The sequence below is a fragment of the Rhodococcus sp. NPDC056960 genome, from assembly GCF_042674125.1.
Taxonomy (GTDB): Bacteria; Actinomycetota; Actinomycetes; order Mycobacteriales; family Mycobacteriaceae; genus Rhodococcus_F.
In genome coordinates this window covers 344,103-366,344 of sequence record NZ_JBHURF010000007.1, presented here as the reverse complement: position 1 = coordinate 366,344, position 22,242 = coordinate 344,103, and the positions used below count along the sequence as shown (strand labels likewise).

22 protein-coding genes are annotated in these 22,242 nt (G+C 68.6%); 6 read left to right on the top strand and 16 right to left on the bottom strand.

The window, feature by feature from the left end:
- Window positions 1-900: malate synthase G (locus ACFTWF_RS14020; RefSeq protein ID WP_378461803.1), on the top strand; the 900-nt coding region annotated here is incomplete at its 5' end.
- Window positions 901-950: 50 nt separating this feature from the next.
- Here ACFTWF_RS14020 and ACFTWF_RS14015 read toward each other — a convergent pair.
- The 9 genes from ACFTWF_RS14015 to ACFTWF_RS13975 all read right to left on the bottom strand — a co-directional run bounded on the left by ACFTWF_RS14015 (window position 951) and on the right by ACFTWF_RS13975 (window position 9,384).
- The gene (locus tag ACFTWF_RS14015; protein WP_378461802.1) at window positions 951-1,688 is read right to left on the bottom strand and encodes an anti-sigma factor; all 738 of its coding nucleotides are present in this window, start codon (window positions 1,686-1,688) and stop codon (window positions 951-953) included.
- Window positions 1,681-2,259 (bottom strand): sigma-70 family RNA polymerase sigma factor, encoded by a 579-nt coding sequence (locus ACFTWF_RS14010; RefSeq protein ID WP_378461801.1) that lies wholly within the window; start codon window positions 2,257-2,259, stop codon window positions 1,681-1,683. The genes ACFTWF_RS14015 and ACFTWF_RS14010 overlap by 8 nt, the downstream gene beginning before the upstream one ends.
- A 98-nt stretch (window positions 2,260-2,357) precedes the next feature.
- Window positions 2,358-3,158, bottom strand: a complete 801-nt coding sequence (locus tag ACFTWF_RS14005; protein WP_378461800.1) for a DUF1295 domain-containing protein — start codon at window positions 3,156-3,158, stop codon at window positions 2,358-2,360.
- Window positions 3,155-4,459, bottom strand: a complete 1,305-nt coding sequence (locus tag ACFTWF_RS14000) for a class I SAM-dependent methyltransferase (protein ID WP_378461799.1) — start codon at window positions 4,457-4,459, stop codon at window positions 3,155-3,157. The genes ACFTWF_RS14005 and ACFTWF_RS14000 overlap by 4 nt, the downstream gene beginning before the upstream one ends.
- A complete protein-coding gene (locus ACFTWF_RS13995; RefSeq protein WP_378461798.1) occupies window positions 4,456-5,844 on the bottom strand; it encodes a class I SAM-dependent methyltransferase in 1,389 nt (462 codons plus the stop codon). Before ACFTWF_RS13995 ends, ACFTWF_RS14000 begins: the two co-directional genes overlap by 4 nt.
- Window positions 5,841-6,581 (bottom strand): DUF1365 domain-containing protein, encoded by a 741-nt coding sequence (locus tag ACFTWF_RS13990; RefSeq protein WP_378461797.1) that lies wholly within the window; start codon window positions 6,579-6,581, stop codon window positions 5,841-5,843. Before ACFTWF_RS13990 ends, ACFTWF_RS13995 begins: the two co-directional genes overlap by 4 nt.
- A complete protein-coding gene (locus tag ACFTWF_RS13985) occupies window positions 6,578-7,918 on the bottom strand; it encodes an NAD(P)/FAD-dependent oxidoreductase (RefSeq protein ID WP_378461796.1) in 1,341 nt (446 codons plus the stop codon). The genes ACFTWF_RS13990 and ACFTWF_RS13985 overlap by 4 nt, the downstream gene beginning before the upstream one ends.
- Entirely contained in the window at window positions 7,911-8,558 is a 648-nt protein-coding gene (locus ACFTWF_RS13980; RefSeq protein WP_378461795.1) for a dienelactone hydrolase family protein, read from the bottom strand. The genes ACFTWF_RS13985 and ACFTWF_RS13980 overlap by 8 nt, the downstream gene beginning before the upstream one ends.
- Before the next feature lie 163 nt (window positions 8,559-8,721).
- Window positions 8,722-9,384 (bottom strand): fasciclin domain-containing protein, encoded by a 663-nt coding sequence (locus tag ACFTWF_RS13975; protein WP_378461794.1) that lies wholly within the window; start codon window positions 9,382-9,384, stop codon window positions 8,722-8,724.
- A 163-nt stretch (window positions 9,385-9,547) separates the two neighbouring features.
- Between ACFTWF_RS13975 and ACFTWF_RS13970 the strand changes: the two genes are divergently transcribed.
- Entirely contained in the window at window positions 9,548-10,150 is a 603-nt protein-coding gene (locus tag ACFTWF_RS13970) for a lipocalin family protein (RefSeq protein WP_378461793.1), read from the top strand.
- On the opposite strand, the gene ACFTWF_RS13965 is transcribed toward ACFTWF_RS13970, so the two are convergent.
- Window positions 10,129-11,610, bottom strand: a complete 1,482-nt coding sequence (locus ACFTWF_RS13965; protein WP_378461792.1) for an SDR family oxidoreductase — start codon at window positions 11,608-11,610, stop codon at window positions 10,129-10,131. The genes ACFTWF_RS13970 and ACFTWF_RS13965 overlap by 22 nt on opposite strands.
- Before the next feature lie 59 nt (window positions 11,611-11,669).
- Between ACFTWF_RS13965 and ACFTWF_RS13960 the strand changes: the two genes are divergently transcribed.
- Window positions 11,670-13,019 (top strand): TIGR01777 family oxidoreductase, encoded by a 1,350-nt coding sequence (locus ACFTWF_RS13960; RefSeq protein WP_378461791.1) that lies wholly within the window; start codon window positions 11,670-11,672, stop codon window positions 13,017-13,019.
- Here the strand turns inward: ACFTWF_RS13960 and ACFTWF_RS13955 are convergent.
- Together ACFTWF_RS13955 and ACFTWF_RS13950 are read right to left on the bottom strand one after the other, a co-directional pair.
- Window positions 13,003-13,368 (bottom strand): MmcQ/YjbR family DNA-binding protein, encoded by a 366-nt coding sequence (locus tag ACFTWF_RS13955; protein WP_378461790.1) that lies wholly within the window; start codon window positions 13,366-13,368, stop codon window positions 13,003-13,005. The two genes, ACFTWF_RS13960 and ACFTWF_RS13955, sit on opposite strands and share 17 nt — an antisense overlap.
- 76 nt (window positions 13,369-13,444) lie before the next feature.
- Window positions 13,445-14,560 carry an acyl-CoA dehydrogenase family protein gene (locus ACFTWF_RS13950; RefSeq protein WP_378461789.1) on the bottom strand — a complete coding sequence of 372 codons (1,116 nt, stop codon included), beginning with the start codon at window positions 14,558-14,560 and terminating at the stop codon, window positions 13,445-13,447.
- Window positions 14,561-14,729: 169 nt separating this feature from the next.
- Here ACFTWF_RS13950 and ACFTWF_RS13945 point away from each other — a divergent pair, with 169 nt between their 5' ends.
- Genes ACFTWF_RS13945 through ACFTWF_RS13935 form a run of 3 tightly spaced genes read left to right on the top strand, consistent with a single transcriptional unit; the run spans window position 14,730 to window position 17,941 of the window.
- Window positions 14,730-15,962, top strand: coding sequence for an aminotransferase class I/II-fold pyridoxal phosphate-dependent enzyme (locus ACFTWF_RS13945; protein ID WP_378461788.1), 1,233 nt, complete (start codon window positions 14,730-14,732; stop codon window positions 15,960-15,962).
- A complete protein-coding gene (locus tag ACFTWF_RS13940; RefSeq protein WP_378461814.1) occupies window positions 15,962-17,482 on the top strand; it encodes an NAD-dependent epimerase/dehydratase family protein in 1,521 nt (506 codons plus the stop codon). Before ACFTWF_RS13945 ends, ACFTWF_RS13940 begins: the two co-directional genes overlap by 1 nt.
- 42 nt (window positions 17,483-17,524) lie before the next feature.
- The gene (locus ACFTWF_RS13935) at window positions 17,525-17,941 is read left to right on the top strand and encodes a carboxymuconolactone decarboxylase family protein (protein ID WP_378461787.1); all 417 of its coding nucleotides are present in this window, start codon (window positions 17,525-17,527) and stop codon (window positions 17,939-17,941) included.
- 8 nt (window positions 17,942-17,949) lie between these two features.
- On the opposite strand, the gene aztD is transcribed toward ACFTWF_RS13935, so the two are convergent.
- The 4 genes from aztD to aztB all read right to left on the bottom strand — a co-directional run bounded on the left by aztD (window position 17,950) and on the right by aztB (window position 22,231).
- Window positions 17,950-19,104 (bottom strand): zinc metallochaperone AztD, encoded by a 1,155-nt coding sequence (gene aztD / locus ACFTWF_RS13930; RefSeq protein ID WP_378461786.1) that lies wholly within the window; start codon window positions 19,102-19,104, stop codon window positions 17,950-17,952.
- A 76-nt stretch (window positions 19,105-19,180) separates the two neighbouring features.
- Window positions 19,181-20,092, bottom strand: coding sequence for a zinc ABC transporter substrate-binding protein AztC (gene aztC / locus ACFTWF_RS13925; protein ID WP_378461813.1), 912 nt, complete (start codon window positions 20,090-20,092; stop codon window positions 19,181-19,183).
- Window positions 20,093-20,097: 5 nt separating this feature from the next.
- Complete coding sequence (locus ACFTWF_RS13920) at window positions 20,098-21,363, bottom strand: ABC transporter (protein WP_378461785.1); 1,266 nt, start codon at window positions 21,361-21,363, stop codon at window positions 20,098-20,100.
- Between the two features lie 13 nt (window positions 21,364-21,376).
- A complete protein-coding gene (aztB, locus tag ACFTWF_RS13915) occupies window positions 21,377-22,231 on the bottom strand; it encodes a zinc ABC transporter permease AztB (protein WP_378461784.1) in 855 nt (284 codons plus the stop codon).
- Window positions 22,232-22,242 lie beyond the last annotated feature (11 nt).

Genomic DNA, 22,242 nt, shown 5'->3' with positions numbered 1-22,242 from the left:
AAGGTCGGGATCATGGACGAGGAACGGCGCACCACCGTCAACCTCGCCGCCTGCATCAAGGAGGCCGCCGAACGGGTGGTGTTCATCAACACCGGGTTCCTCGACCGCACCGGCGACGAGATCCACACCTCGATGGAGGCCGGGCCGATGATCCGCAAGGCCGAGATGAAACAGCAGACCTGGATCACCGCCTATGAGGACTGGAACGTCGATGTCGGCCTGGCCTGCGGCCTGCAGGGGCGGGCGCAGATCGGCAAGGGCATGTGGGCGATGACCGAACTGATGGCCGAGATGCTCGAACAGAAGATCGGCCACCCCAAGGCCGGCGCGAACACCGCGTGGGTGCCGTCCCCGACCGGGGCCACCCTGCACGCCACCCACTACCACCGGGTCGACGTGTTCGCCGTCCAAGACACACTCGAGGGCACCCGGCGGGCCACCCTCGACCAGATCCTGACCATCCCGCTGGCCCCGCACACCGACTGGACCGACGAGCAGAAGCAGGAGGAACTCGACAACAACTGCCAGTCCATCCTCGGCTACGTGGTCCGCTGGATCGACGCCGGCGTCGGCTGCTCCAAGGTCCCCGACATCCACGACGTCGCCCTGATGGAGGACCGCGCCACCCTCCGCATCTCCTCCCAGCTGCTCGCCAACTGGATCCGGCACGGGGTGGTCACCGCCGACCAGGTCGTGGCGTCGCTGCAGCGGATGGCCCCGGTCGTGGACCGGCAGAACCAGGCCGACCCCACCTACCGGCCGCTGGCCCCGGACTTCGACACCAACATCGCCTTCCAGGCCGCGAAGGAACTCATCCTCGACGGCACCCACCAACCGTCGGGCTACACCGAACCGATCCTGCACCGCCGCCGCCGCGAATACAAAGCCGCCAACGCCTGACCCCAACGTGAGTGGCAAAGCGTCCCCCGGGACGCTTTGCCACTCACGTATCAGGTGAGGTTGACGGTCGCGAAGATGTCGCCGGTGGGCTGGGTGGAACCGCCGGGCGGCTCCACGCTGAACCCGAGTGCGGTCGACTGGTCGATGTCGTTCACGACCGCGGTCGTCGACGGTGCGACGTCCTCGGCTTCCATGATTCCGGCGGACATCGGCTCGTGTGTCGGTCCGAGCAGCCACATCTGGTACACAGAACCCGGTGCGGGCGGCGGGACGTCGTTCATCACCAGCACGCCGGCGTCGACCTCCTTGGAGAACACGACGGTGGCCGAACCGCCGCCGGTGATCGGGGCAACCGCCGTGCGGACGTCGTCGGCTGCGAGGATCTGCGCGGGCACGGGCTGGCCCTCCTCGCTCTGCAGTTGCTGAGCGACGGTGATGCCGCCGACGGCGAGGACGACCACCGCGGCCGCCGCACCCAGAGCGGTCAGGAGCCGCTTGCGCCTGCGCGCCCGGGCCGCGTCCAGCGATACCGGTGCGGCCGCAGCGGCAGTCTCGGGCAGCGCATCCAGGATTCGTCCGAGCAGGTACACGGGCGGTTCGACCGCGGTGGACGCCGACTGGGCGGCCATCGTCTCGTGCACGCCGCGCACCGTGGTGACGAATTCGCGGCGCACGTGGGGTGGAGCGTTGCGCACGGCGGCATCGATGTCGAGGCGCTGCTGATCGTCGACGGCGTCGAGTGCATACACCTGAGCGAGGTCGAGGATGTCGGGCTGGGACTCATCCATCGAACTGCACCCCCAGACATTGCTTGAGCCGGATCAATCCGTCTCGAATTCGTGATTTCACCGTGGGCAGTGCCACGGACAGACGCTCCGACACCTCGCGGTACGTCAGCCCTCCGTAGTAGGCGAGGACCACCGTTCTCTGCTGGACTTCGGTGAGTGTGCCGAGGCAGTCGACGACGTCGCTGGTGTCGCCCCGGCGGGTGACTTCCTCCGACACGGCGTCGAACGGTCCGTACCAACTCGAGGCGCCGTAGGCGGCTTCGCGTTCGGAGCCGGACTGCTCGGATCGCACCCGGTCGACGGCGCGGCGGTGGGCCAGGGTGATCAGCCACGACAACGGCGACCCCTGCTTGGGATCGAATTTCGCGGCGTTGTTCCAGACCTGCAGGTACACCTCTTGGGTGGTTTCCTCGCTGTATCCGGGATCGCGCAGGACCCGCAGCACCATGCCGTACACCCGCGTGCTGGTGCGCTCGTAGAAGTCGCTGAAGGCATCTCGCTCGCCGTTCGCGATCTGCGCCAGCAACGCCGTCAGCGTCACGTTCTCCGTGTCTCTGTCGACGCCGGTCATCGGCCCATTCCGTTCATCGATCCACAGCCTAATAGCAGGTCGCGGACGGTGTGACGAGGACCGGACCCGAGGCGGTGCGAGCGATGCCGGCACGGCGCTCACCGCTTCGGCGGCAAGGGCAGGAAGTAACTGGTTCGCTGCTGGTAGTCGGGGTAGCCGGGACGCTGCGACATCGACTTCTCGAGCAGCCTCGCCCCGGTCGCGAACACCAGGAAGTAGGTCATGACAAGGGGTGAGAGCACGGTGACGGGCCCGGGCCACACGCTCGCGGCGATCAGCCACAGCCCCCACCACACGCAGGAATCACCGAAATAGTTCGGGTGCCGCGTCCACGCCCACAGGCCGACGTCCATGATCTCGCCCTTGTTGGCCGGGTCCGCCTTGAACTGCTTCAGCTGGTGGTCGCCGACGGCCTCGAACACCACACCCACCACCCACAGGACGACACCGAGCACGGCGACGCCCGTCGCGAGACCGGATGCGGGACCGACGACGGCCGACACCTGCAGCGGCAGCGAGACGAACCACTGCGCGAACCCCTGCGTGAGGAAGATCTTCCGGATCACGACACCGGGCGAGTTCCCGCCGGCCCGCTCCAGCATCTCCTCGTAGCGCGGGTCTTCGCCCTTCCCGGCGGATTTGGCGTACATGTGCCAGGTCAGCCGCAGTCCCCACACCGCGACCAGCACCGCCATCAGCCAGCGGCGGAGAGCGTCGCCGTCGCCGACGAGGGCGGCGACGAGCGCCACCAGCACGAAGCCGAGACCCCAGGTGACGTCGACGACGTTGTAGCGGCCGATCCGCCGGCCGACGAGGAACGTCGCGGCCTGGAGCACGGCGAGCACCAGAACGCTCGCCGCGGTGACGGCGCCGAAGTGCGACCAGTCGAAGCCGTTCATCGGGGCACACCGGATCGTGAGGAGTCGACCCGCACGGCGGGCATCAGCGACTGTCCCGCCGCGGTCGGCTTCACGGACAGGATCTGATCGACACCCATGCGGCCCTGCGCGAAACTCATTCCGCCGCCGACGAGGTACAGCCGCCACACCCGGGCCGTCTCCAGCCCGACCATCGCGACCACGTCGTCCCAGCGGGACTCGAACTTCTCCCGCCACGCGTCGACGGTCCAGACGTAGTGTTCGCGAAGCCCATGCACGTCGCGTACCTCGAGCCCGGCTCGTTCGAGGTACGCGACGCTCTCGCCGACCGGACGCATGGTCATGTCGGGAGCGATGAACGACTCGATGAACGGGCCGCCGCCGGGATGGCGTCCGGTGCGCGACATCTGCTGGATCAGCACCCGCGCACCGGGCTTCGCATTGTCGTAGAGGGCCTGCGCGTACCGGGCGTAGTTCTTCTCGCCCACGTGCTCACCCATTTCGAGGGAGGCGACGGCGTCGAACGGGCCGTCGGGGACCTCGCGGTAATCCTGCAGACGGATCTCGACGCGGTCCTGCAACCCGCGCTCGGCGATCCGCGCGTCGATGAACGCCTTCTGCTCGCGGGAGATGGTGACGCCGACGACCTGTGCGCCGTATTCGGCTGCGGCGTGCAGGCTCAGCGATCCCCAGCCGCAGCCGACGTCGAGCAGTCGCATCCCGGGTTCGAGTCCGATCTTGCGGCACACCAGGTCGAGCTTGTCCCGCTGGGCGTCCTCGAGACCGTAGTCCGAATCCTCCGGAGCCCCCGGAGCATTCCGGGTGAAGTATGCGCACGAGTACGCCATCTGCGGGTCCAGGACCAGCGCGTAGAAATCGTTGGAGAGATCGTAGTGGTGGCTGATCGCGGCGCGGTCGCGCAGCAGGCTGTGCAACCGGCCGCGGATGTTCGCCTGCGTGGCGGGTGCGGGCAGCGGACCGCCCACCACTCCCAGTTTCGCGGCGACCCGCAGTACTTTAGCGATCGTCGCGGGGCTCGGCCGGACTCCGCTGAGTCCGCGTTCACGCGCCACCGCCCACACGTGTGCCAGGGCCTCGCCGAGGTCGCCCTCGACGTCGATCTCGCCCGTCACGTAGGCTTGCGCGGCCCCGAGTTCACCCGGGCTCCACAGCAATCGACGCAGTGCGTCGGGACTTCGGAGCACGACGCGGGGCGCCGTCGACGGTCCGGCGGTGCTGCCGTCCCATGCGGTCAGGTGCACCGGCAGTTCGCCGCGGACGAGCGGACGCAATGCCTTGTCGAGTTCGGCGGCAACGGTCACGGTCGGGCTCCCGTCTTGTCGAGGACGAGCTGCTGGACGTCGATGTACCCCGACCGGAAGCCGGCCTCCGAGTAGCAGAGGTAGAAGTGCCACATGCGACGGAACGTCTCGTCGAATCCGAGTGCCTCCGCCTGCGCACTGTGCGCGGCGAACCGCTCCTTCCACAGCCGGAGCGTCTCCGCGTAGTGCTGTCCCATGCTCAGCCGCTCCCGCACCCGCAGCGACGTGTGCTCGGCGGTGATCGACTCGATCGCCTCCGTCGACGGCAGGAATCCGCCCGGGAAGATGTACTTGTGCACCCAGGTGTAGGTGTTGCGGGTCTGCAGCATCCGATCGTGCGGCATGGTGATCGCCTGCAGCGCAATCTTTCCGCCCGGTGCGAGGAGCGTGTCGAGCACCCGGAAGTAGGTGGCCCAGTAGTGGTGCCCGACGGCTTCGATCATCTCGACCGAGACGATCGCGTCGTACTCGCCGTCCACGTTGCGGTAGTCGAGCAGGTCGATCTGCACGGTGTCCGAGTGTCCGGCCTCCGCGACCCGCTGCCGGGCCAGGCTCTGCTGTTCGCTCGACAACGTCACCGAGCGGACGACGGCGCCGCGCTCCGCCGCCCGGATGCACAGTTCGCCCCATCCGGTCCCGACTTCGAGCAGCCTGGTGCCCGCCCGGACGCCGGCCTCGTCGAGCAGCCGATCGATCTTGCGGTGCTGCGCCTCCGCGAAGTCCGACCAGACCGGGGTGACCTGTGGGACGGGTGCCCGCAGGACCGTCACGTCCCGAACCTGCCCCACGCGGGTCGGCGTCGACGAGAACAGTGCGCTCGAGTACGTCAGCGTCTCGTCGAGGAACGTTTCGAACATCTCGTTGGACAGGTCGTAGTGCCGGGAGATGTTGGAGCGGGTGTTCTGTTCGGTGTTCCGTTCCTGCGCCGGGTGTTTCGCCACGTACAGTGCCCGCAACCGCTGCAACGGTCGCGGAATGAGAGTCGCCATCCGCGAGGCGAACACGCTCAGCACCGCGGCCAGATCCGGTGACGTCCAGTCGCCGGCCATGTACGACTCGCCGAACCCGATGAGCCCGCCCGTCCCGACCCGCCGAGCGAACGCGTCGGGATTGCGGATGATCATGCGCGGCAGTATCTCCTGATCCCGGTGCGCACCCACCAGGGTGCCGTCGGGATACTCGATACGGACGTCGAGGTCGGCGGCCGCGCGGCGGAACAGTCGGTCGGCGACCTTCGCCGACACCGCGGCCCGCGGGCCGGTCGGCACGTCGGCCAGCCCGGGCCAGATCCGGTTGTCGATCCGAGGGTCCTCGTCGGTGACGGCGAGGTCGGCGGTGCTCACGGCAGGCGAACGGTCCATGTCGGTGTCCTTGTTCCTTCTCACTGAACTGTCTCCTTCTGACGGCCGTCGGGCCGAGCCATGACGGGGAGTCCGCGGGCCCACAACGTGATTCCCTGGATGCGGATGCGAGCCGACACCACGAGAGGTGCCAGGGGAGTGCGTAGCTGAGTCCTCAGGACCATGCGGCGGGTGGCCGGCCGGCGCGTCCCGCGAACCGTCGCGGTGAACGGGGCGTGCCCGCCCCGGTGCAGCACCACGTTCAGGGACAGCGTGTCGCCGGGCTCGGGGAACCGCATGTCGTAACGGCCGCTGACATCGTTGAACGGGGAGACGTAGAACTGCTTGTCCACCTCGGCGCGGTCGCTGCCGTCGGGCCGGATCAGGTACGCGTGCCGCTGACCGTACGTGTTGTGCACCTCGGCGATGACGCACCGCAGGCTGCCGTCGGTGTCGTGGCACCAGTACACGCTGAGCGGGTTGAAGACGTAGCCGAGCACCCGCGCGTTGAGGAGGGCCGTCACCAGTCCTCCGCGGAGGTCGACGCCGTGGGCGGCGAGGAATGCATCCACCCGGGTGCGCAGCGTGTCCTCGTCGGCGACGAGGTTCGCCTCGAAGTGGTCCTCGGCGCGGAAGCGGGCGAACGGCCGCAGCCATCCGGGGAGCCGGGGCAGGTCGTCGACGTCGACGTACCAGCTGTAGCTCGTGTACTCGAAAGTGTTGCGGACCGGTTCGGTGCGCGCGTGCCGGATCCGCGTCGAGTAGATCGCCGGTGCGGTCACGACACCGTCTCCTGCTCGTGCCGTCGTCCGGTCCGTGCGTCCCACGACCTGCCGAGCCGCTCGGCGGCGCGCAGCCCGGAGAGCGCCCCGTCCTCGTGGAAGCCCCAGCCGTGGTATGCGCCCGCGAACGCGAACGTCCCGGAACCGAGTTCGCGCAACCGCGATTGTGCGGCAACGGAATCGGGTGTGTAGACGGGGTGTTCGTACGTCATCTCGGCGAGAACCGTCGACGGGTCGACCAGGTGCCTCCCGCCGAGGGTGACGAGGAACCGCCGGTCGCGCACCGTGTCCAGGCGCATGAGCCGGGTCATGTCGTAGGTGACGATCACACCCGACGCGCCGGTGCTGCCGGCGGGGGTCAGGTAGTTCCAGGACGCTCGGGCGTTCTCCGCGCGGGGCAGCAGTGTTTCGTCGGTGTGGAGTTGGGCGTGGTTCACCGAATACGGCATGGCGCCGAGGATCTCCGCTTCGAGTTCCGACGCGTCGACGAGCATCGCGAGCGCTTGGCGGGGGTGCGCGGCCACCACGACGGCGTCGAAGTACCGGACGTCGCCGCGGCCGTCGACGACGCACGCGCCGCCGTCGGGCGTGCGTTCCACCTGCTGGACGGGGGTCGCGAGGAGGATCTCGTCGACGTGCGCCGCGACCTTCTCGACGTAGCGGGCCGAGCCGCCGGTGACCGTCCGCCAGGTGGGGGATCCGAACACTGTCAGCATCCCGTGGTGATCGAGGAAGGTGAACAGGTACCGGGCCGGGTAGTGGGCGGCGGTCGTGGGATCGCACGACCACACCGCCGCGACCAACGGCGTCATGAAGTTCTCGACGAAGTACGCGCTGAAACCGTTGCGGCTCAGGAACTCGCCGAGCGGTTCCAGTGCGCCGGCCTCGTCGGCGGGGGTGTCGAGGACCGTGCGGGCGCAGCGGTGGAACCGAAGGACCTCGCCGAGCATGCGCCAGTACCGCGGCCGAGCCAGACTGCGCGCATTCGGAAACAGCCCCCGAACCCCCTTCGCGCCCGCGTACTCGAGTCCGTTCACGTCGGATCGGATCGACATCGACATGTCCGAATCCTGGGTGGCCACGTCGAGTTCGGCGAACAGGCGCAGCAGGGTGGGGTAGGTGCGGTCGTTGTGCACGATGAAGCCCGTGTCGACGTCCACTTCGGCGCCCGAGTCGAGCGTCAGGTGGTGGGTGTGGGCGTGGCCGCCGAGACGGGCGTCGGCCTCGTAGAGCGTGACGCGGTCGTGGCGGGACAGAACGTAGGCGGCGGTCAAACCTGCGACGCCGCTGCCGATCACGGCGACGTTCCTGCGTTCGAGCTTCTCCGGATCAGGCATTGCGACCTGCTTTCTGGTCTGTCGATGCGGGGACGACGCCCTCTGCGGCGAAGGCGTCGAGTACGAAATCGGCGGTGATCCGATGCCACCACCGGGGCCGGGTGAGCATGAAGTGGCCGGCCCCGGGGAGGGGAGTCCACGAGGCGTTCACCCCGCGGGCCAGCGCCTGTTCGGTCTGGAGCCGGGACGACGTCGGATTCGTCCACCGGTCGGCGGTGCCGTGCGCGACCATCAGGCTGCGGTCGGGAGGCACCAGGTTGCCGTCCGACTCGGGCCACCAGGGTGCGAGCGCGGCGACCGCCCGGACATTGTCGAGGGCCGCGAGGTGCGCGGCCACGCGGCCGCCCATCGAATGTCCGACGACGGCGACGGGGACGTCCCCGAGCCGCAGCCGGGCCCGCTCGAGGGCGATCCGGGCGTCGTGAACGGGACTGTTCTCGGGGGCGTTCCATCCCCGGACCCGGTACTGCAACCGGTCCACGGCTATCCCGTGCCGCCCGAGCGTGGACCGCAGTGACCGGGCCATCCAGGCCATCCGCAGATTCGACAGGTGCCAGAACCGCGAGGGCTCCGTGCTGCGAGGTTTTCCGCCGGGCAGCACGAGCACGTACGCAGGGGTGGGGGCTGAGCCTTTCTCCATATCAATTATTCGGAGCTGAACTTGTGTCGGATGGGCGCACCCCCGCACCCGCACGTGAGTGGGAAAGCGTGCCGGACCACGCTTTCCCACTCACATGGGGCGGCCCGGCGGCATCGCGTGGGACCGATGCCGCCGGGCTGGGAGAACTGTGAGCGGAGTGTGCCTACTGGGGCATCAGGACGGTGTCGACCAGGTACACCGTGGCGTTGGCGGTCTGGACACCGCCGCAGATGACGCCCGCGTCGTTGACCTTCAGGTCGTCGCCCGAACCGGTGACGGTGACGGTGCCACCCTCGACGGTCGCGTGCTCGCCGGCGATGTCACTCGGCGCGATCTGGCCGGGGACGACGTGGTACGTCAGGACCTTGGTGAGCAGTGCCGGATCGGTCTTGAGGGTCTCGATCGTGGCCGGATCGACCTTCGCGAACGCGGCATCCACCGGCGCGAAGACCGTGAACTGCCCGCTGTTCAGCGTGTCGACGAGGTTGACCTGCGGGTTGAGCTGACCGGACACCGCGGCGGTGAGGGTGGTGAGCATGGGGTTGTTGGACGCGGCCGTCGCGACCGGATCCTGCGCCATCCCGCTGACCGAACCGGGCCCCTCCGGCACCGTCTTCGCGTACTCGGCGCATCCCGGACCGACCAGGTTGGCGGCGGGATCGGCCATCGCGGACGAGGTCATCGAACCGGACGACATCGACTCGGACGTCATGGCCTCCGAGCTGCTGCTGCTGGACGAGTCGCTGTCGTCCGACGAACATGCCGCGCCCAGCAGGACGAGGGACGTGCTCGCTGCGACTGCCAGAACTCGTGTGGTGATGTTCATGGAATATTGCCTCTCTCCGGTGTGGGTGCGGATGAGCACCATCGGCAGGCATTCGGAGCGGTCTCCGCGGCGGATGGGTCGAAAATAACTTCCGGGATCGACCCATCCGATCCGGAAATGGCGTCGAATGCCCTGAAAGGGCACACACGTGAAAGGACCCGAGATGACACTCTCGAAGGCACGCGGATTCGCCGCTGGACTGTTGACTGCCGTTGCGGCCGCGCTACTCGCGGCGAGCCCGGCACAGGCTCAGCCCGGTGCGCTCGCACCCGTTCCGTCCCTCGACGTCCCGCGATACCTCGGCACGTGGTATCAGTTGGCCGCTGTGCCACAGCCGTTCAACCTGGACTGCGCGCGGGACACGAAGGCGACGTACGAACTCGTCGACCCGTCGAACGTCAGCGTCGCCAATTCGTGCACCACCTGGACGGGCGGAGCCAACGGCATCACCGGAAATGCGCGCGTCAACGATCCGGTCACCAACGCGCAACTCCACGTGAGTTTCCCGGACGTCCCGTTCCAGAGTTCCGCGGACGGACCCACCAATTACGTGGTCACCTACATCGCCGACGATTACTCGTGGGCGCTCGTCGGCGATCCGGCCCGGGTGTCGGGGTTCGTCCTCTCCCGCACGCCGGCGGTGGACGAGGCGGGGTGGACGCAGATCCGGCAGGTGGTGGAGTCTCGCGGATACAACTCGTGTCTGCTGCTGACGTCTCCGGCCACCGGAGGCCGAGAGGGAATTCAGCCGCTCTGCACGGTCTGACGGGCGGCGGAGCCGGTGATGTTCTCCATCATGCCTTTGAAGATGATCCCGTGGAACGGGAGAATGGAGTACCAATACAACCGTCCGGCCAGGCCTTTCGGGAAGAAGATGGCGCGCTGATCGAGCCGGGACCGGTCGGGGTCGACGCGGTGGACGCGCCATTCGAGCCACGCGCCGCCCGGTGCCCGCATCTCGGCGCGCAGCCGTAGGAGCGTACCCCGGTCGATGCGTTCGACTCTCCAGAAGTCGAGGGGGTCACCGGTGTTGAGCTGCTTCGGGTTCCGGCGTCCGCGGGTGAGCCCGACGCCGCCGACCACGCGGTCGAGCCAGCCGCGCACCGACCAGGCGAGCGGGAACGAGTACCAGCCGTTCTCGCCGCCGATGCTCTCGACGACGCTCCACAGCGTGTCGGCGTCCGCTTCGCAATCCTTCGTGCGTTCGTCGGTGTAGACCACCTCGCCGGCCCAGTCGGGGTCGGACGGCAACGGGTCGGACGGGGCGCCCACCGGAGACGCACTGGCCCACGTCGTCTCGACCTCGCCGTTGTCGATGCGCCGCAACGCCAATCGCACCGCGTCGCGATACGTCGTCAGCCCCTCCTCCGGCGGCGGGATCACGTCGTCGATGTCGTGTTCGGCGGCGACGGCGTCGTTGTGGAGCGATTCGATCAGCGCCCGCCCGAGTGAACGGGGGATCGGGGTGACCAGTCCGATCCACAGTCCGGCGAGTTTCGGGGTCAGCACCGGGAGGACGAGGATGCGGCGCTGACGCAGACCGGCGACTTCGGCGTACGTCTGCATCATCTCGCCGTATCGGATGACGTCGGGACCGCCGATGTCGAACGTGCGACTGCGCGGCAGGGGCGCCTCGGCCGCGGCGACGAGGTAGTGCAGCACGTCGCGCACCGCGATCGGCTGGATCTTGTTGTTCACCCAGCGTGGAGTGGTCATCACGGGGAGCCGGTTGGTGAGGTGGCGGATCATCTCGAACGAGGCCGAACCGGAGCCGATGACCACCCCGGCCTGCAGAACCATTGTGGGAACACCGGAGTCGATGAGAATCTGTCCTACCTGGGTGCGGGAGCGGAGATGCGGTGAGAGGTCCGCCGAGTCGGGATGCAGACCGCCGAGGTAGACGATGCGGCCGACACCGGCTGTGCGCGCCGCCTCGGCCACGTTCTCCGCGCTGATGCGTTCGGCCTTCTCGAATTCGTCCGAACCTCCCATCGAATGCACCAGGTAGTACACGACATCTACGTCCGCGAAAGCAGCAGAAAGGGATTCGGGATCGCTCAGATCGCCGCGCGCGATTTCGACGTGGGATGCCCACGGCACGTCGGTCAGTTTTTCGGGTGAACGCACCAGCACCCGCACTCGGTGGCCGGCTGCGGCGAGCCGGGGAGCGAGGCGTCCGCCGATGTATCCGGTGGCGCCGGTGACCAGTACACGTAACTGCGTCATTCCCACACGCTACTCGTCGTTGTGATCGCCTCGCCCGCTATCGGGGCTAAGGTCGGGTCATGGGCATCGTGCATACGAGCGTGGTCGAGGCCTCGCGGGACGAGCTGTTCGCCTGGCACGCGAGGGCCGGGGCGTTCACCCGGCTGTCACCGCCCTGGCAGCCACTGTCGCTGGCGAAGGAATCCGAATCTCTGGAATCGGGTCGCGCGGAGCTACGGATGCCCGGCGGACTGACGTGGGTCGCGCAGCACGACGCGAAGGACTACGACCCCCCGCACCGGTTCGTCGATTATTCGGCCGCCCTGCCGCTGCGATTGCTGGTGCCGTGGCGGCACACGCACACGTTCGACGTTGTGTCGGAGGACCGGACCCGGGTCACCGACCGCGTCGACACCGTCGTGCCCGGCCACTTCCTCCGCTCGACGTTCGTCTACCGGCACCGCCAACTCGCCGACGACATCGCCCGGCACCACTGGGCGGCCACGCTCCGGCCGGACCCTCTCACGGTCGCGGTCACGGGAAGCTCGGGTCTCGTCGGCTCCGCCCTCACCGCGTTCCTGAGCACGGGCGGGCACCGGGTGATCCGGCTCGTGCGCCGCGCCCCTGCCACACCGGACGAGCGTCGCTGGAACCCGGATGCGCCGGCCGCCGACCTGCTCGACGGGGTCGATGCGGTGATCCACCTCGCGGGGGCGTCCATCGCGGGCCGCTTCACCGATGGGCACCGCCGCGCGATCCGGGACAGTCGCATCGACCCCACCCGGCGGCTTGCAGAGGTGGCCGCGAAGTCCGGCACGGGACCGGAAATCTTCGTCAGTGCGTCGGCGATCGGCTACTACGGCCCCGACCGCGGCGACGAGGTGCTCCACGAGCAGGACGAGCGCGGCGACGGGTTCCTCGCCGATGTGGTGGCGGACTGGGAGGACGCAGCGAAACCTGCCGCCGACGCGGGACTGCGGGTGGTCCACGTCCGCACCGGGATCGTCCAGTCCCCGAGCGGCGGCGTGCTGCGCCTGCAGCGGCCGCTGTTCGAGGTCGGGCTCGGTGGGCGGCTCGGTGCGGGAACGCAGTGGCTGTCGTGGATCGACATCGACGATCTGATCGACGTGTACCACCGTGCCGTCGTCGACTCGGAGTTGAGCGGCCCGGTGAACGCGGTGGCGCCGAACCCGGTGCGGAACGAGGAGTACACCGCCGTCCTCGCGAGGGTCCTGCACCGTCCGGCGTTTCTCCCGGTGCCCGATTTCGGTCCGAAGCTGCTGCTCGGCGAACAGGGCGCACGCGAACTCGCCCTGGCCGACCAGCGCGTGACCCCCGGCACGCTCCTCGCGCGTGGTCACCGATTCCGGCGTGCCGACCTCGACACGGCTCTGCGCCACCAGCTCGGCCGGTTCACGGGCGAGGGGTAGTGCGCCCCGCGTCGTACGCCGCGACGACGCGTTTCGGGGCGGTGAGGCGCCAGGCCTCTTCGACGAGTTCGGCGAGTTCGTCGGTGTCGACGCGGTCGAGGACGACGTCGATCCAGCCCCACCGTCCGAAGAACGGCGGGACCAGGAAGACGTCGGGATCTTCCTGCAACAGCGCCGCCTGTGTTTCCTTCGTCGCCTTGAGGCAGGCGGTGGGGGCGCCGTACCCGACGAGACCGAACATCTTCTTGCGGACGCGGAATGTGGGCTGATCGCCCCAGTTGGCGACGACGACCTCGTGTGCCTCCGGCAATGCCAGCATCATCGCGCGAACGTCGTGTTCGGTGGGCATGACAGCTCCTGGGCCGGCGGTCGGTGGTACGGAACATGTATAGCTCCGACCACCGACAGCCCGGACCGCGGGCGCGTCAGACGAAGGCGAATTCGTCTCCGGCGTGGAACTTGGCGAGCGATTCCGACACCGAACGCCGTGACGGCGGGTGAAAGGCGAAGGCGTGGACGGCGGCGGCGAGGTAGCCGATGTCGGAGGACGTGATGAACGCGATCCCGCCGAGCGACTCGACGGCCGCGGCGGACGCGCGGACGAGTGCGTCACGAATCGCGATGCGCGAGAACAGAAGTCGCACCGAGATGTCCTGCCCGCGCTCGCCTTCGTCGACGGCGCGGGCGATGTTCTCCATCGCGGCCATCGCGTTCTCCACGTCGGCGGCTGCGCGGACGTAACCCTCGTAGTCGTTCTTGCCCGTCGCGAGCAGACGTTCGAGCAGCGCGCTCGCCGCACCCAGGTAGTTGGCGGTGACGAGCATGCCGAACCACAGGTAGCCGGTCATCTCGTGCTGTCCGTCGGGGTCGTCGGCCCCGTTGAGGAGGACGAGGTCGGTGGGCACCTCGACGTTCTCGAGGTGTACTTCGTCGCTCTCGGCTCCGGCGAGGATCCAGCTCTCCCAGAACGGTCGCACCGAGATGCCGGGGGTGCCCGCGGGGATCAGCGCGATCGCCCGCTCCCCGGTGTCGACCTCGACGCTGGCGGTGAGCAGGTCCATCGAACTCGACAGGCTGCACGGCTTCTTGCTGCCGTTGACGATGTAGGTCGAGCCCTTCTTCGTGGCGGTCATCGTGGGGATGAACACGCTGCCCCCGGTGACGCCCTCGGAGAAGCCGGAGGCGACGATGGCGCGTTGATCCACCAGGCTCTTGATGAGCGCGCGGTCCTCGTCCGTGGCCTCCTGCGCGAATTCGTTGAGGGTGGCGAGCGAGAGGTGGTGCATGGTGGTGGCCGCGCCCAGCGACGGCGACCTGCTCCCGATCGCCCGTTGCACCCGCACTGCCTCCAATGCGGTGGCTCCGAGCCCGCCGGACTCCTTCGGGATGGTCAGCGCGGTGCCGCCCGCGTCCCGGAAGCGGCGAATGGCCCCGCTGTCTCTGCCCTCCAGGGTGAGCAGTGGTGTCTCGTCCAGATAGGTGGCGAGATCGGGCAGAAAGGACTTCAGCGCTGCGTGTTCACGGGCCATCAGTGCGGTCATGACACTCCTCGAATTGTTCGCGGAAATTCCGGATTCCAGGGATATCCATAGGGGCATTCGGAGCGATGACCGATCCGGTTTGGTCGGCGACGGACACCAAACCGGATCCGGCGCCGCTCCGAATCAACTGAGAAATTCCGTTCATGCACACCGCGAGGAGTTGGTATCGATGGCTGTGAACAAGCTGATCCAGAGGCTGGGTGGCGACGACCGGGTAGATCTACTCCGGGCGGTCCGCGAGTCGGATGTGAGTCCGTACTTCCGTGTGATGGAGTCCGCGACCGCGCCGGTCGTCCAGGTGGAGGGCGCGGACCGGATCATGCTCGGTTCCAACAACTATCTCGGGCTGGCAGATCATCCCGCCATCAGGCAGGGAGCGCAGGACGCACTCGACACGTTCGGCGGTGCCATCACCGGAAGCCGGTTGCTGAACGGCACCATGGACCTGCACCTCGAACTCGAATCGGAGATCGCCGAATGGCACGGCACCGAGGATGCCATGGTCTTCACTACCGGTTATCAAACGAATCTCGGCACGATCAGCGCCATCGTCGGCGTCGATGACGTCATCGTCGTCGACGCCGCCGCGCACGCCTCGATCCGCGACGGGTGCGCGCTGTCCGGTGCCACGGTCCGCAAGTTCCGGCACAACGACGTCGCCGACCTGGAGAACATCCTCGTCGACACGGCGGACGGTGACGGTGTCGTGCTGGTGATCGTGGACGGGTTGTATTCGATGGAGGGCGACCTCGCCCCGCTGGATGGGATCTCCGCGCTGTGCGACCGTCACGGTGCGGCCCTGATGGTGGACGAGGCGCACAGTCTCGGTATCTTCGGTGCGCAGCGGACCGGTGCCGCGGAACTGCTCGGCATCGACGGCGACACCGACATCCGCATGGCATCGCTGTCCAAGAGTCCCAGCTCCACAGGGGGATTCATCGCGGGTTCCCGGGATCTCCTCGACTCGCTGCGGGTCAATGCCCGGGCCTTCCTGTTCACGACGTCCGGAGTGCCCGCCGCGGTGGGGGCGTCGCTCGCGGCGGTGCGGCTGATCCGCAGCACGGAGGGGGAGCAGCGGGCGCGGCGCGCACTGGACAACGCCGCGGTCCTGCGGTCCGGGCTCGAGTGGAACGGTCTCGACGTGGGTGCGTTGTCGCCGCTGCCCGGTGGGAGTGAGACGGTGACGCCCATCGTGTCCGTTCACGTCGGCGACGATCTCGAGGCGATGAGTCTGTGGCGCGCCTTGTTCGACAAGGGTGTGTTCACCAGCGCGGCACTGTATCCCGCCGTTCCCCGGTCGGGTGCGATGCTCCGGCTGTGCGTCATGGCCACCCACACCGACGCCCAGTTGAGGCGGGCGGTGGACGTGATCTCCGAGACCGTGACGGAGGCGGCGGCGTGATGAAGGTGGCCGTCACCGGGGCGACGAGCGACTTCGGAACCGCGATTCTTCCTGTCCTGCTGGCTGATCCGGAGATCGATACCGTGATCGCGCTCAGTAGGCGACCACTCCGGCTCGAACACCCGAAACTCGAATCCGTCCGGATGGACGTCCGGGACCCCGGCATCGAGGACGTGTTCCGCGGCTGCGAGGCCGTCGTCCACCTGGCGTTCGTGGTGGAGGAGATCCGTGACAAGACCGCAACCCACGACATCAACCTGCGCGGCTCCCGCAACGTCATCGACTCCGCGTACCGTGCCGGCGCGCTCCGCGTCGTGATCGCGTCGAGCATCAACGCGTACGGCCCGGAGTTGCGGCCGAAGCCGGTGGACGAGGACGTCTATCCCGCAGGCGATCCCGACCGGTACTACTTCCACGACAAAGCTGAGGTCGAGCACTACGCCGAGTGGTGGCTGCGCAGGCATCCGGGCGAGATGGCGATCTCGATGCTGCGCCCCACCTACATCATCGGCCCGGACTTCTCCAACGACGGCATCGACCAGCTCACCGGCCTGGTCGGTACTTTTCCGCGGGCCGACGAGGCCGCATATCAGTTCCTGCACCAGCGTGACATGGCCGACGCGTTCCACCGATCCGTGAAGCAGGATCTCGTGGGGCCCTTCAATCTCGGTCCGAGGGACTGGGTGGGCGTCCGCGAACTCGCCGCCATGCAGGGGCAGCGGATGTTCGACGTGCCCGAGCGGCCGGCGGTCGCGGCGGCGAACATCGCGTTCCGGCTCGGGCTCAGCGCGTTCTCCGGTCAATGGGTGACGGCGGGCGAGACCGTCGTCGATTCGACGCGACTCACGAAGGCCACGGGATGGGCACCGACGCTGACGGCCCGGGAATCGGCGGCCGTCATGATCCTGCTGCAGGGAAAGTCGTTGGTGCGCGGGGAGGACGCGCTCGGACGCAGGATCGCCTGCGAGGCGGCGCTGGAGCCGGCATCCGAATTCGTCGGGGTCGACGGCCGCGGGCTCGAGCACGTCCAGATTCCCGCGGCGACCGGTGCGGTGCACGCCGAGATCCACACGGCGCGGTCAAGCGGTGCCACCGTAGTGCTGCCTGCGCCACCCGGACTCCATGCGCGATACCTCACGCCCCTCGCGGTGGAATTTGCGGAGAACGGGGTCGACGTCGTCGTCGTGGATCTGCCCGGGCACGGGTTGAGTACGGGGAAGCGCGGCCACGCGACCGCGGCCGGGGTGCACGATGCGCTCGCGGTTGCCGTCGGATATGCGCGGATCCGGTTCGGTTCCGCTCCGCACGTGGTCAGGGTGGGTGACGCCACCGAACGCCGGTCTCGGCCGGGGCGCCGGTGGTCGTGGGTCGCCTGTTCGCGGTCCCACGCGCCGGTCAACCCGGCGGACGGGTTGCTTCCGCGCCGGCTGCGGTACGAGGGTGGACTCGAACATCTTCCGCACGCGCACTCCGCCCGCGACATCGTCGCGCTCGCACGCGCTGATCGGGTCGCCTCGTAGAGTTGTCGCCGAGATGTCGGAGGCAGCGAACAGGAGCGAACGATGACCAGTGAGGAAACCGGGCGGAGTGCGGCCGTCGAGGCGGGTCTGGCGGTGCGGCGGGACGTGATGGGGCCCGACTTCGTCGAACGGGCGCTCGACCGGACGGCGGGGACCGACAGCGAGCAGTTGCAGGAATTCGTCAGCGAGCACGTCTGGGGCGCCGTGTGGAATCGGCCCGGGCTCGACCGCCGCAGCCGCAGCCTCCTCAATCTCGGGATGCTCATCGCCCTGCGCGCGCACGGCGAATTGAAGGGGCATGTGCGGGGCGCGCTGCGAAACGGGCTGACCCGCACCGAGATCGTCGAAGCGGTGATCCACGCGAGCGCCTACTGCGGCGCCCCCGCCGGACTGTCGGCGATGGCGGTGGTGCAGGAGGCGCTCGACGCGGAACTGGGGCCGCTGAGTTCGCAGGAGTAGATCCTGAATCAGCCGGTGACGCCGGTGATCTCGTTGGGGGTCTCCGGCAGCTCGGCCTGCCCGGACACAGCCCAGGTGTCGAGGTCGATCGTGTGGATCTTCTTGTTCGCGGGATCGGTCACGTAGGCGGTGTGGTCCTGCACGTACAGGGCGGGCCGCGGCGACTGCCACTTGTCCGGCTCGGTCCACGCGTCGATGACGTCGACCGTTCGAGTCGCGGTCTTGGTGCCCGGGTCGATCACGTGCAGGGTGCCGTCGGTACCGAGGACGAGTGCCTCACCGTGCGGACCGCGTCCGAGCGACCGGAACGTGTAGCTGGTGCCGAGGTCGACGAGGGTGAGCTGTCCCGTGACGGTATCGGTGAGGGAAACCCGTTCGGGGCGTTCGAGTTCGGCGTCGGCGTCGGTCTTGTAGTCACCGAGAATGATTGGTGAGTCCTCGTCGCCGGCCTGGTTGCCGATGCGTCCGTACGGGTCGGGACTGGCGACCTTGGTGATGACGCCGTCCCGGTAGATCAGCAGGCCGTTCTGGCATCCCACCACCACCGTCTCGTCGGCGGCGACGGCCTCGCCGTGCACACCGGGGCAGTCCTCGTTGCGTGCGATCTCCGTGCGGTCGCGGTCCAGGACGACGATGCCGGTGCGCTCGTCCTCGTTGCCGACGGTGGTGAGCAGGCTGCCGTCGGACAGTTCGACGGCCACGCCGTGATGCGCTTCCGGCGTGGTGAATTCGGTGGTGGCGGGCGTGCCGCCGGACAGTCCGGCCGGGTCGAACACGCGCACCAGTCCGGTCCCGTCGTCGAACAGGACGGTCTTGCCGTTGTGCCGGACGACGTGTCCGGGTGTCTTCGCTTCGAACGAGACGTCGGTGAGGGCGGGTTCGGCGGTGTCGAGCGCGGTGAAGCTGTTGCCGGTGCTGATCAGCACGTGACGGTCGTCGCCCGCGGGGTTGAGCCGGGTGAAGCCGTCCACCTCGGCCGAGCCGACCACGTCGAGGCTCGCCGCGTCGAGAATCAGCACGCCGCCGTCGTAGCTCACTGCCAGCCGTGGCATGGCGTCGGTGGTGGTCGCCTCGGCGGTGCCGGAGTCGGTGGAGCAGGACGTGAGGAGCGCCGCCGAGACTGCCACGGCAGCAACGGAGGCGGGGAAGTGTGGTCTACGCATAAGGGTCACCCATGAGAAATACCCGTTATTGCAAACGGTTGTCAAAGTCGTAAGTGTGCATGTGGCGATGTGTCGGCTACCGCAGCGCCTGTTCGATCGCGAGCGAATTCGAATCCATCATCTCGATGTATGTGCCTGCGCCCGAGCCGGGTTCGCCCAGCGATTCCGTGAACAACGAGACGATGGCGACGGGAACCCGGGCCTCCGAGGCCAGCACCTGCGCGAGCCGATCGGGCTGCGAGGAGTCGACGAAGATCGCCGGTACTCTCGCTGCGGTGATCGTCGCCGCGAGATCCGAGAGGTCGGACGCGCTCGGTGACGCCAGGGTGGTCCCGCTGGGAACCACCGCGCCGATCGTCTCGAACCCGAAACGGTCTGCCAGGTAACCGAAGACGTGATGGTTGGTCACCAGTTTTCGCCGGTCGGCGGGGACGGCCGCGAACCGCTCGGTCATCCGGGCGGCGAGTTCCCCGAGTTGCCGGGCGTAGTTCTCGGAGTTCGCCCGGACGCTGCTTTCGTCGACCTCCGGTACGTGATCGAGCACCGCGTCGCGGATCACGGCGACGGCCTCGTGCATGCGGTCCGGGTCGGTCCAGACATGCGGATCCGGGGTGCCCGACGACTGTCCGGAGCGATACTCGATCGGCCGCACGGCGTCGCCGACCTGCAGGATCGCGACTCCCTCGGAGCGCGCGGCGTCCACGGTCCTGCCGATGCCTCCCTCGAGGCCGAGACCGTTGGAGACGAGGAGGTCGGCGCGTTCCACCCGCGCGGCATCCGACGCCGAGATCTCGAACGAGTGCGGATCGGCGCCTCTCGGCATCAGCACCATCACGTCGGCCTGATCGCCGACGACGTTCTGCACCACGTCGCCGAGAATGTTCGTGGTCACCACCACGATCGGCCCGTCGGAGGCACCCGGGGCGCACGCGGTCAGTGGCAGCGCCGCGAGCGCGGTGAGCAGGGCCGACGCCAGCAGGCGCCGCATCCGGCTCACAGCCCGACCACGCCGAGGGTGGACGCGGCGACGCCGACGTCGAGGGTGCGCGCCACCCGCGCGTCGTCCCGGAAGTCGATCTCGGCCACCGTCTTCGACACGGGATCCGAGACGTACGCGCGAGTGCCGCCGACGACGACGACCGGCGGAGTCGCGGTCGCGTCGTAGGGGGCGGCCAGCACGCGCGACGAGGCGGTTTCCGCGCCGGACGTCGTGTCGTACACGCGGAAGGTGCCGTCCGCGAGGACCGCGAACACGGATCGGCCGTCGCCCGGCACTGCGACGTCCACCACCCGATCCGGGGTCTGCACGTGTGTCCAACCCCGGGTGCGGGAATCGAAGATCAACACCCCATCGTTGGTGTCGGCCGGTCCCGCCGCGGCGGCGTGGATCGGCAGTCCGCCCTGCCCGCGGAACGAGGTGGGCCGGGTGGCGGCGTCGATGCCCGCCGGGTACGGAATCTTCTCCGACGTCCACGCGCCTGCGGTGGTGGTCGCGAGGAACAGTCCGTCGTCGCACGCGGCCAGCACGTCGGTGTCGGTCACCGCCGCGCCGTGCGTGTTCGGGCAGGCTGTGTCGAACCGCTGCGGGACCTCTCCGTTCTCGGGATGGAATTCGAATCCGGCGGGGCGGGAATCGTTTCCGTCCGCGGCTGCATACGACGCCACGACACCGTCGGCGATCGGCAGGGCGATGCCGTGATGCGGGTCGTCCGTCTCCACGACGGTCCCGACGTCGATGCTGTCCTTGCGGAGCGCGGCGAAGTCGATGACGCGGGCGGCGCCGTCGCCGTCGAAGAACGTCGCCACCGCGTCGTCACCTTCGATCACCTGCGACGGCCCGCCGCCCTCGACAGCGCCGAGTTCGACCGGCGGCTTGGTGTACGAGTGGGTGTGGTCACCGTGGTCGATGGTCCACGATCCGCCGTCCACCACATGCACGGTGCCGCCGGCACCGTCGACGGCGAACGCGTAGCGGTCCTTCACCGTCGTGATGCGCGCCGGGGTGTCGAACTGGAACGAATGGAGCGTCTCCGCGGTCGCGAGGTCGAGCACGTCCACGCGGCCAGAGTCGGCGTCGGACACGACGAGTCGGGGTTCGGGACCCTCGACCTCGGTCGACCCCGCCTCGGCGGCGAGATCGCTACCCGGTTGGCTCCGGCCGCCGGGGGAGGCGGCCTCCTCGTCCGGGGACGCGCAGGCGCCGAGGGTCAGTGCGGCGACCGCGGCTATCGCTGCGCGGGTGAGGGTCGCGTGCGTCATTCGTGTTCTCCATCTATCGAACGGGTACGGGAGTGGGCAGAACGGCTGGTCGGAGGCATCGCGCCGCCGACCGGGCCGCGGCCGCGGCGAAGAACTGGAGCACGGCGAGTCCGGCGATCGTCGCGCCCGCGGCGGTGTCGGCGTTCCACGACACGATCAGCCCCACGAAGGTGGCGGACCAGCCGAGGAGCACGGCGACGGCCATCGTGGCGCCGATCGACTTGCCGAACAGTGCGGCGGTGGCGGACGGCGCGACGAGGAGTCCGAACACGAGCAGGGTGCCGACGATGCGGAACGACGCGACCACCGCGAGGACCACCAGTGCGAGCAGGACGAGATGCGCCCATCGAGGCCGCAGTCCCAGGGTGTGGGCCTTCCGTTCGTCGAACACGAGGGCGACGAACGGGCGGTACGCGAGCACCGACAGGATCCCGGCGACGGCGGCCGCGAGCGCGAGCCAGATCAGGTCGCCCCGGGTCGCCGACAGGACGTCACCGAACAGGAAGGCAGTGAGATCGACCGCGAACGACCTTGCGCGCGAGACGATCACGACACCGAGTGCGAGCATGCCGACGAACAGCAGGCCGATTCCGGTGTCCTCGGACAGCCGCGAGTGCTTCGATACCCAGGCGACGCCGAGGATCATGACGACCGCACTCGCGGCCGCGCCGACGAGGAGATTTGCGCCCGCGAGATACGCGACGGCCACCCCGGGGAGCATGCCGTGTGAGATGGCCTCGCTCATGAAGGCCATGCCGCGCAAGACGACCCAGGTGCCCACGAGTCCGCAGAGCACGGACACCAGCATGCCCGCGAACAGCGCGCGCCGGACGAAGGACACCATCAGGGGATCGAGTAACCACTGCACCCTGCTAATCT

What these genes read in the sequence shown, in the direction of transcription:
- ACFTWF_RS13940 (WP_378461814.1), top strand. Translation starts at nt 15,962, where the DNA reads ATGAAGGTGGCCGTCACCGGGGCGACGAGCGACTTCGGAACCGCGATT.
- ACFTWF_RS14015 (WP_378461802.1), bottom strand. Translation starts at nt 1,688, where the DNA reads ATGGATGAGTCCCAGCCCGACATCCTCGACCTCGCTCAGGTGTATGCA.
- ACFTWF_RS13960 (WP_378461791.1), top strand. Translation starts at nt 11,670, where the DNA reads ATGGGCATCGTGCATACGAGCGTGGTCGAGGCCTCGCGGGACGAGCTG.
- ACFTWF_RS14005 (WP_378461800.1), bottom strand. Translation starts at nt 3,158, where the DNA reads ATGAACGGCTTCGACTGGTCGCACTTCGGCGCCGTCACCGCGGCGAGC.
- aztC (WP_378461813.1), bottom strand. Translation starts at nt 20,092, where the DNA reads ATGCGGCGCCTGCTGGCGTCGGCCCTGCTCACCGCGCTCGCGGCGCTG.
- aztD (WP_378461786.1), bottom strand. Translation starts at nt 19,104, where the DNA reads ATGCGTAGACCACACTTCCCCGCCTCCGTTGCTGCCGTGGCAGTCTCG.
- ACFTWF_RS14010 (WP_378461801.1), bottom strand. Translation starts at nt 2,259, where the DNA reads ATGACCGGCGTCGACAGAGACACGGAGAACGTGACGCTGACGGCGTTG.
- ACFTWF_RS13980 (WP_378461795.1), bottom strand. Translation starts at nt 8,558, where the DNA reads ATGGAGAAAGGCTCAGCCCCCACCCCTGCGTACGTGCTCGTGCTGCCC.
- ACFTWF_RS13935 (WP_378461787.1), top strand. Translation starts at nt 17,525, where the DNA reads ATGACCAGTGAGGAAACCGGGCGGAGTGCGGCCGTCGAGGCGGGTCTG.
- ACFTWF_RS13970 (WP_378461793.1), top strand. Translation starts at nt 9,548, where the DNA reads ATGACACTCTCGAAGGCACGCGGATTCGCCGCTGGACTGTTGACTGCC.
- ACFTWF_RS13975 (WP_378461794.1), bottom strand. Translation starts at nt 9,384, where the DNA reads ATGAACATCACCACACGAGTTCTGGCAGTCGCAGCGAGCACGTCCCTC.
- ACFTWF_RS13920 (WP_378461785.1), bottom strand. Translation starts at nt 21,363, where the DNA reads ATGACGCACGCGACCCTCACCCGCGCAGCGATAGCCGCGGTCGCCGCA.
- ACFTWF_RS13955 (WP_378461790.1), bottom strand. Translation starts at nt 13,368, where the DNA reads ATGCCCACCGAACACGACGTTCGCGCGATGATGCTGGCATTGCCGGAG.
- ACFTWF_RS13950 (WP_378461789.1), bottom strand. Translation starts at nt 14,560, where the DNA reads ATGACCGCACTGATGGCCCGTGAACACGCAGCGCTGAAGTCCTTTCTG.
- ACFTWF_RS13965 (WP_378461792.1), bottom strand. Translation starts at nt 11,610, where the DNA reads ATGACGCAGTTACGTGTACTGGTCACCGGCGCCACCGGATACATCGGC.
- ACFTWF_RS13945 (WP_378461788.1), top strand. Translation starts at nt 14,730, where the DNA reads ATGGCTGTGAACAAGCTGATCCAGAGGCTGGGTGGCGACGACCGGGTA.
- ACFTWF_RS13985 (WP_378461796.1), bottom strand. Translation starts at nt 7,918, where the DNA reads ATGCCTGATCCGGAGAAGCTCGAACGCAGGAACGTCGCCGTGATCGGC.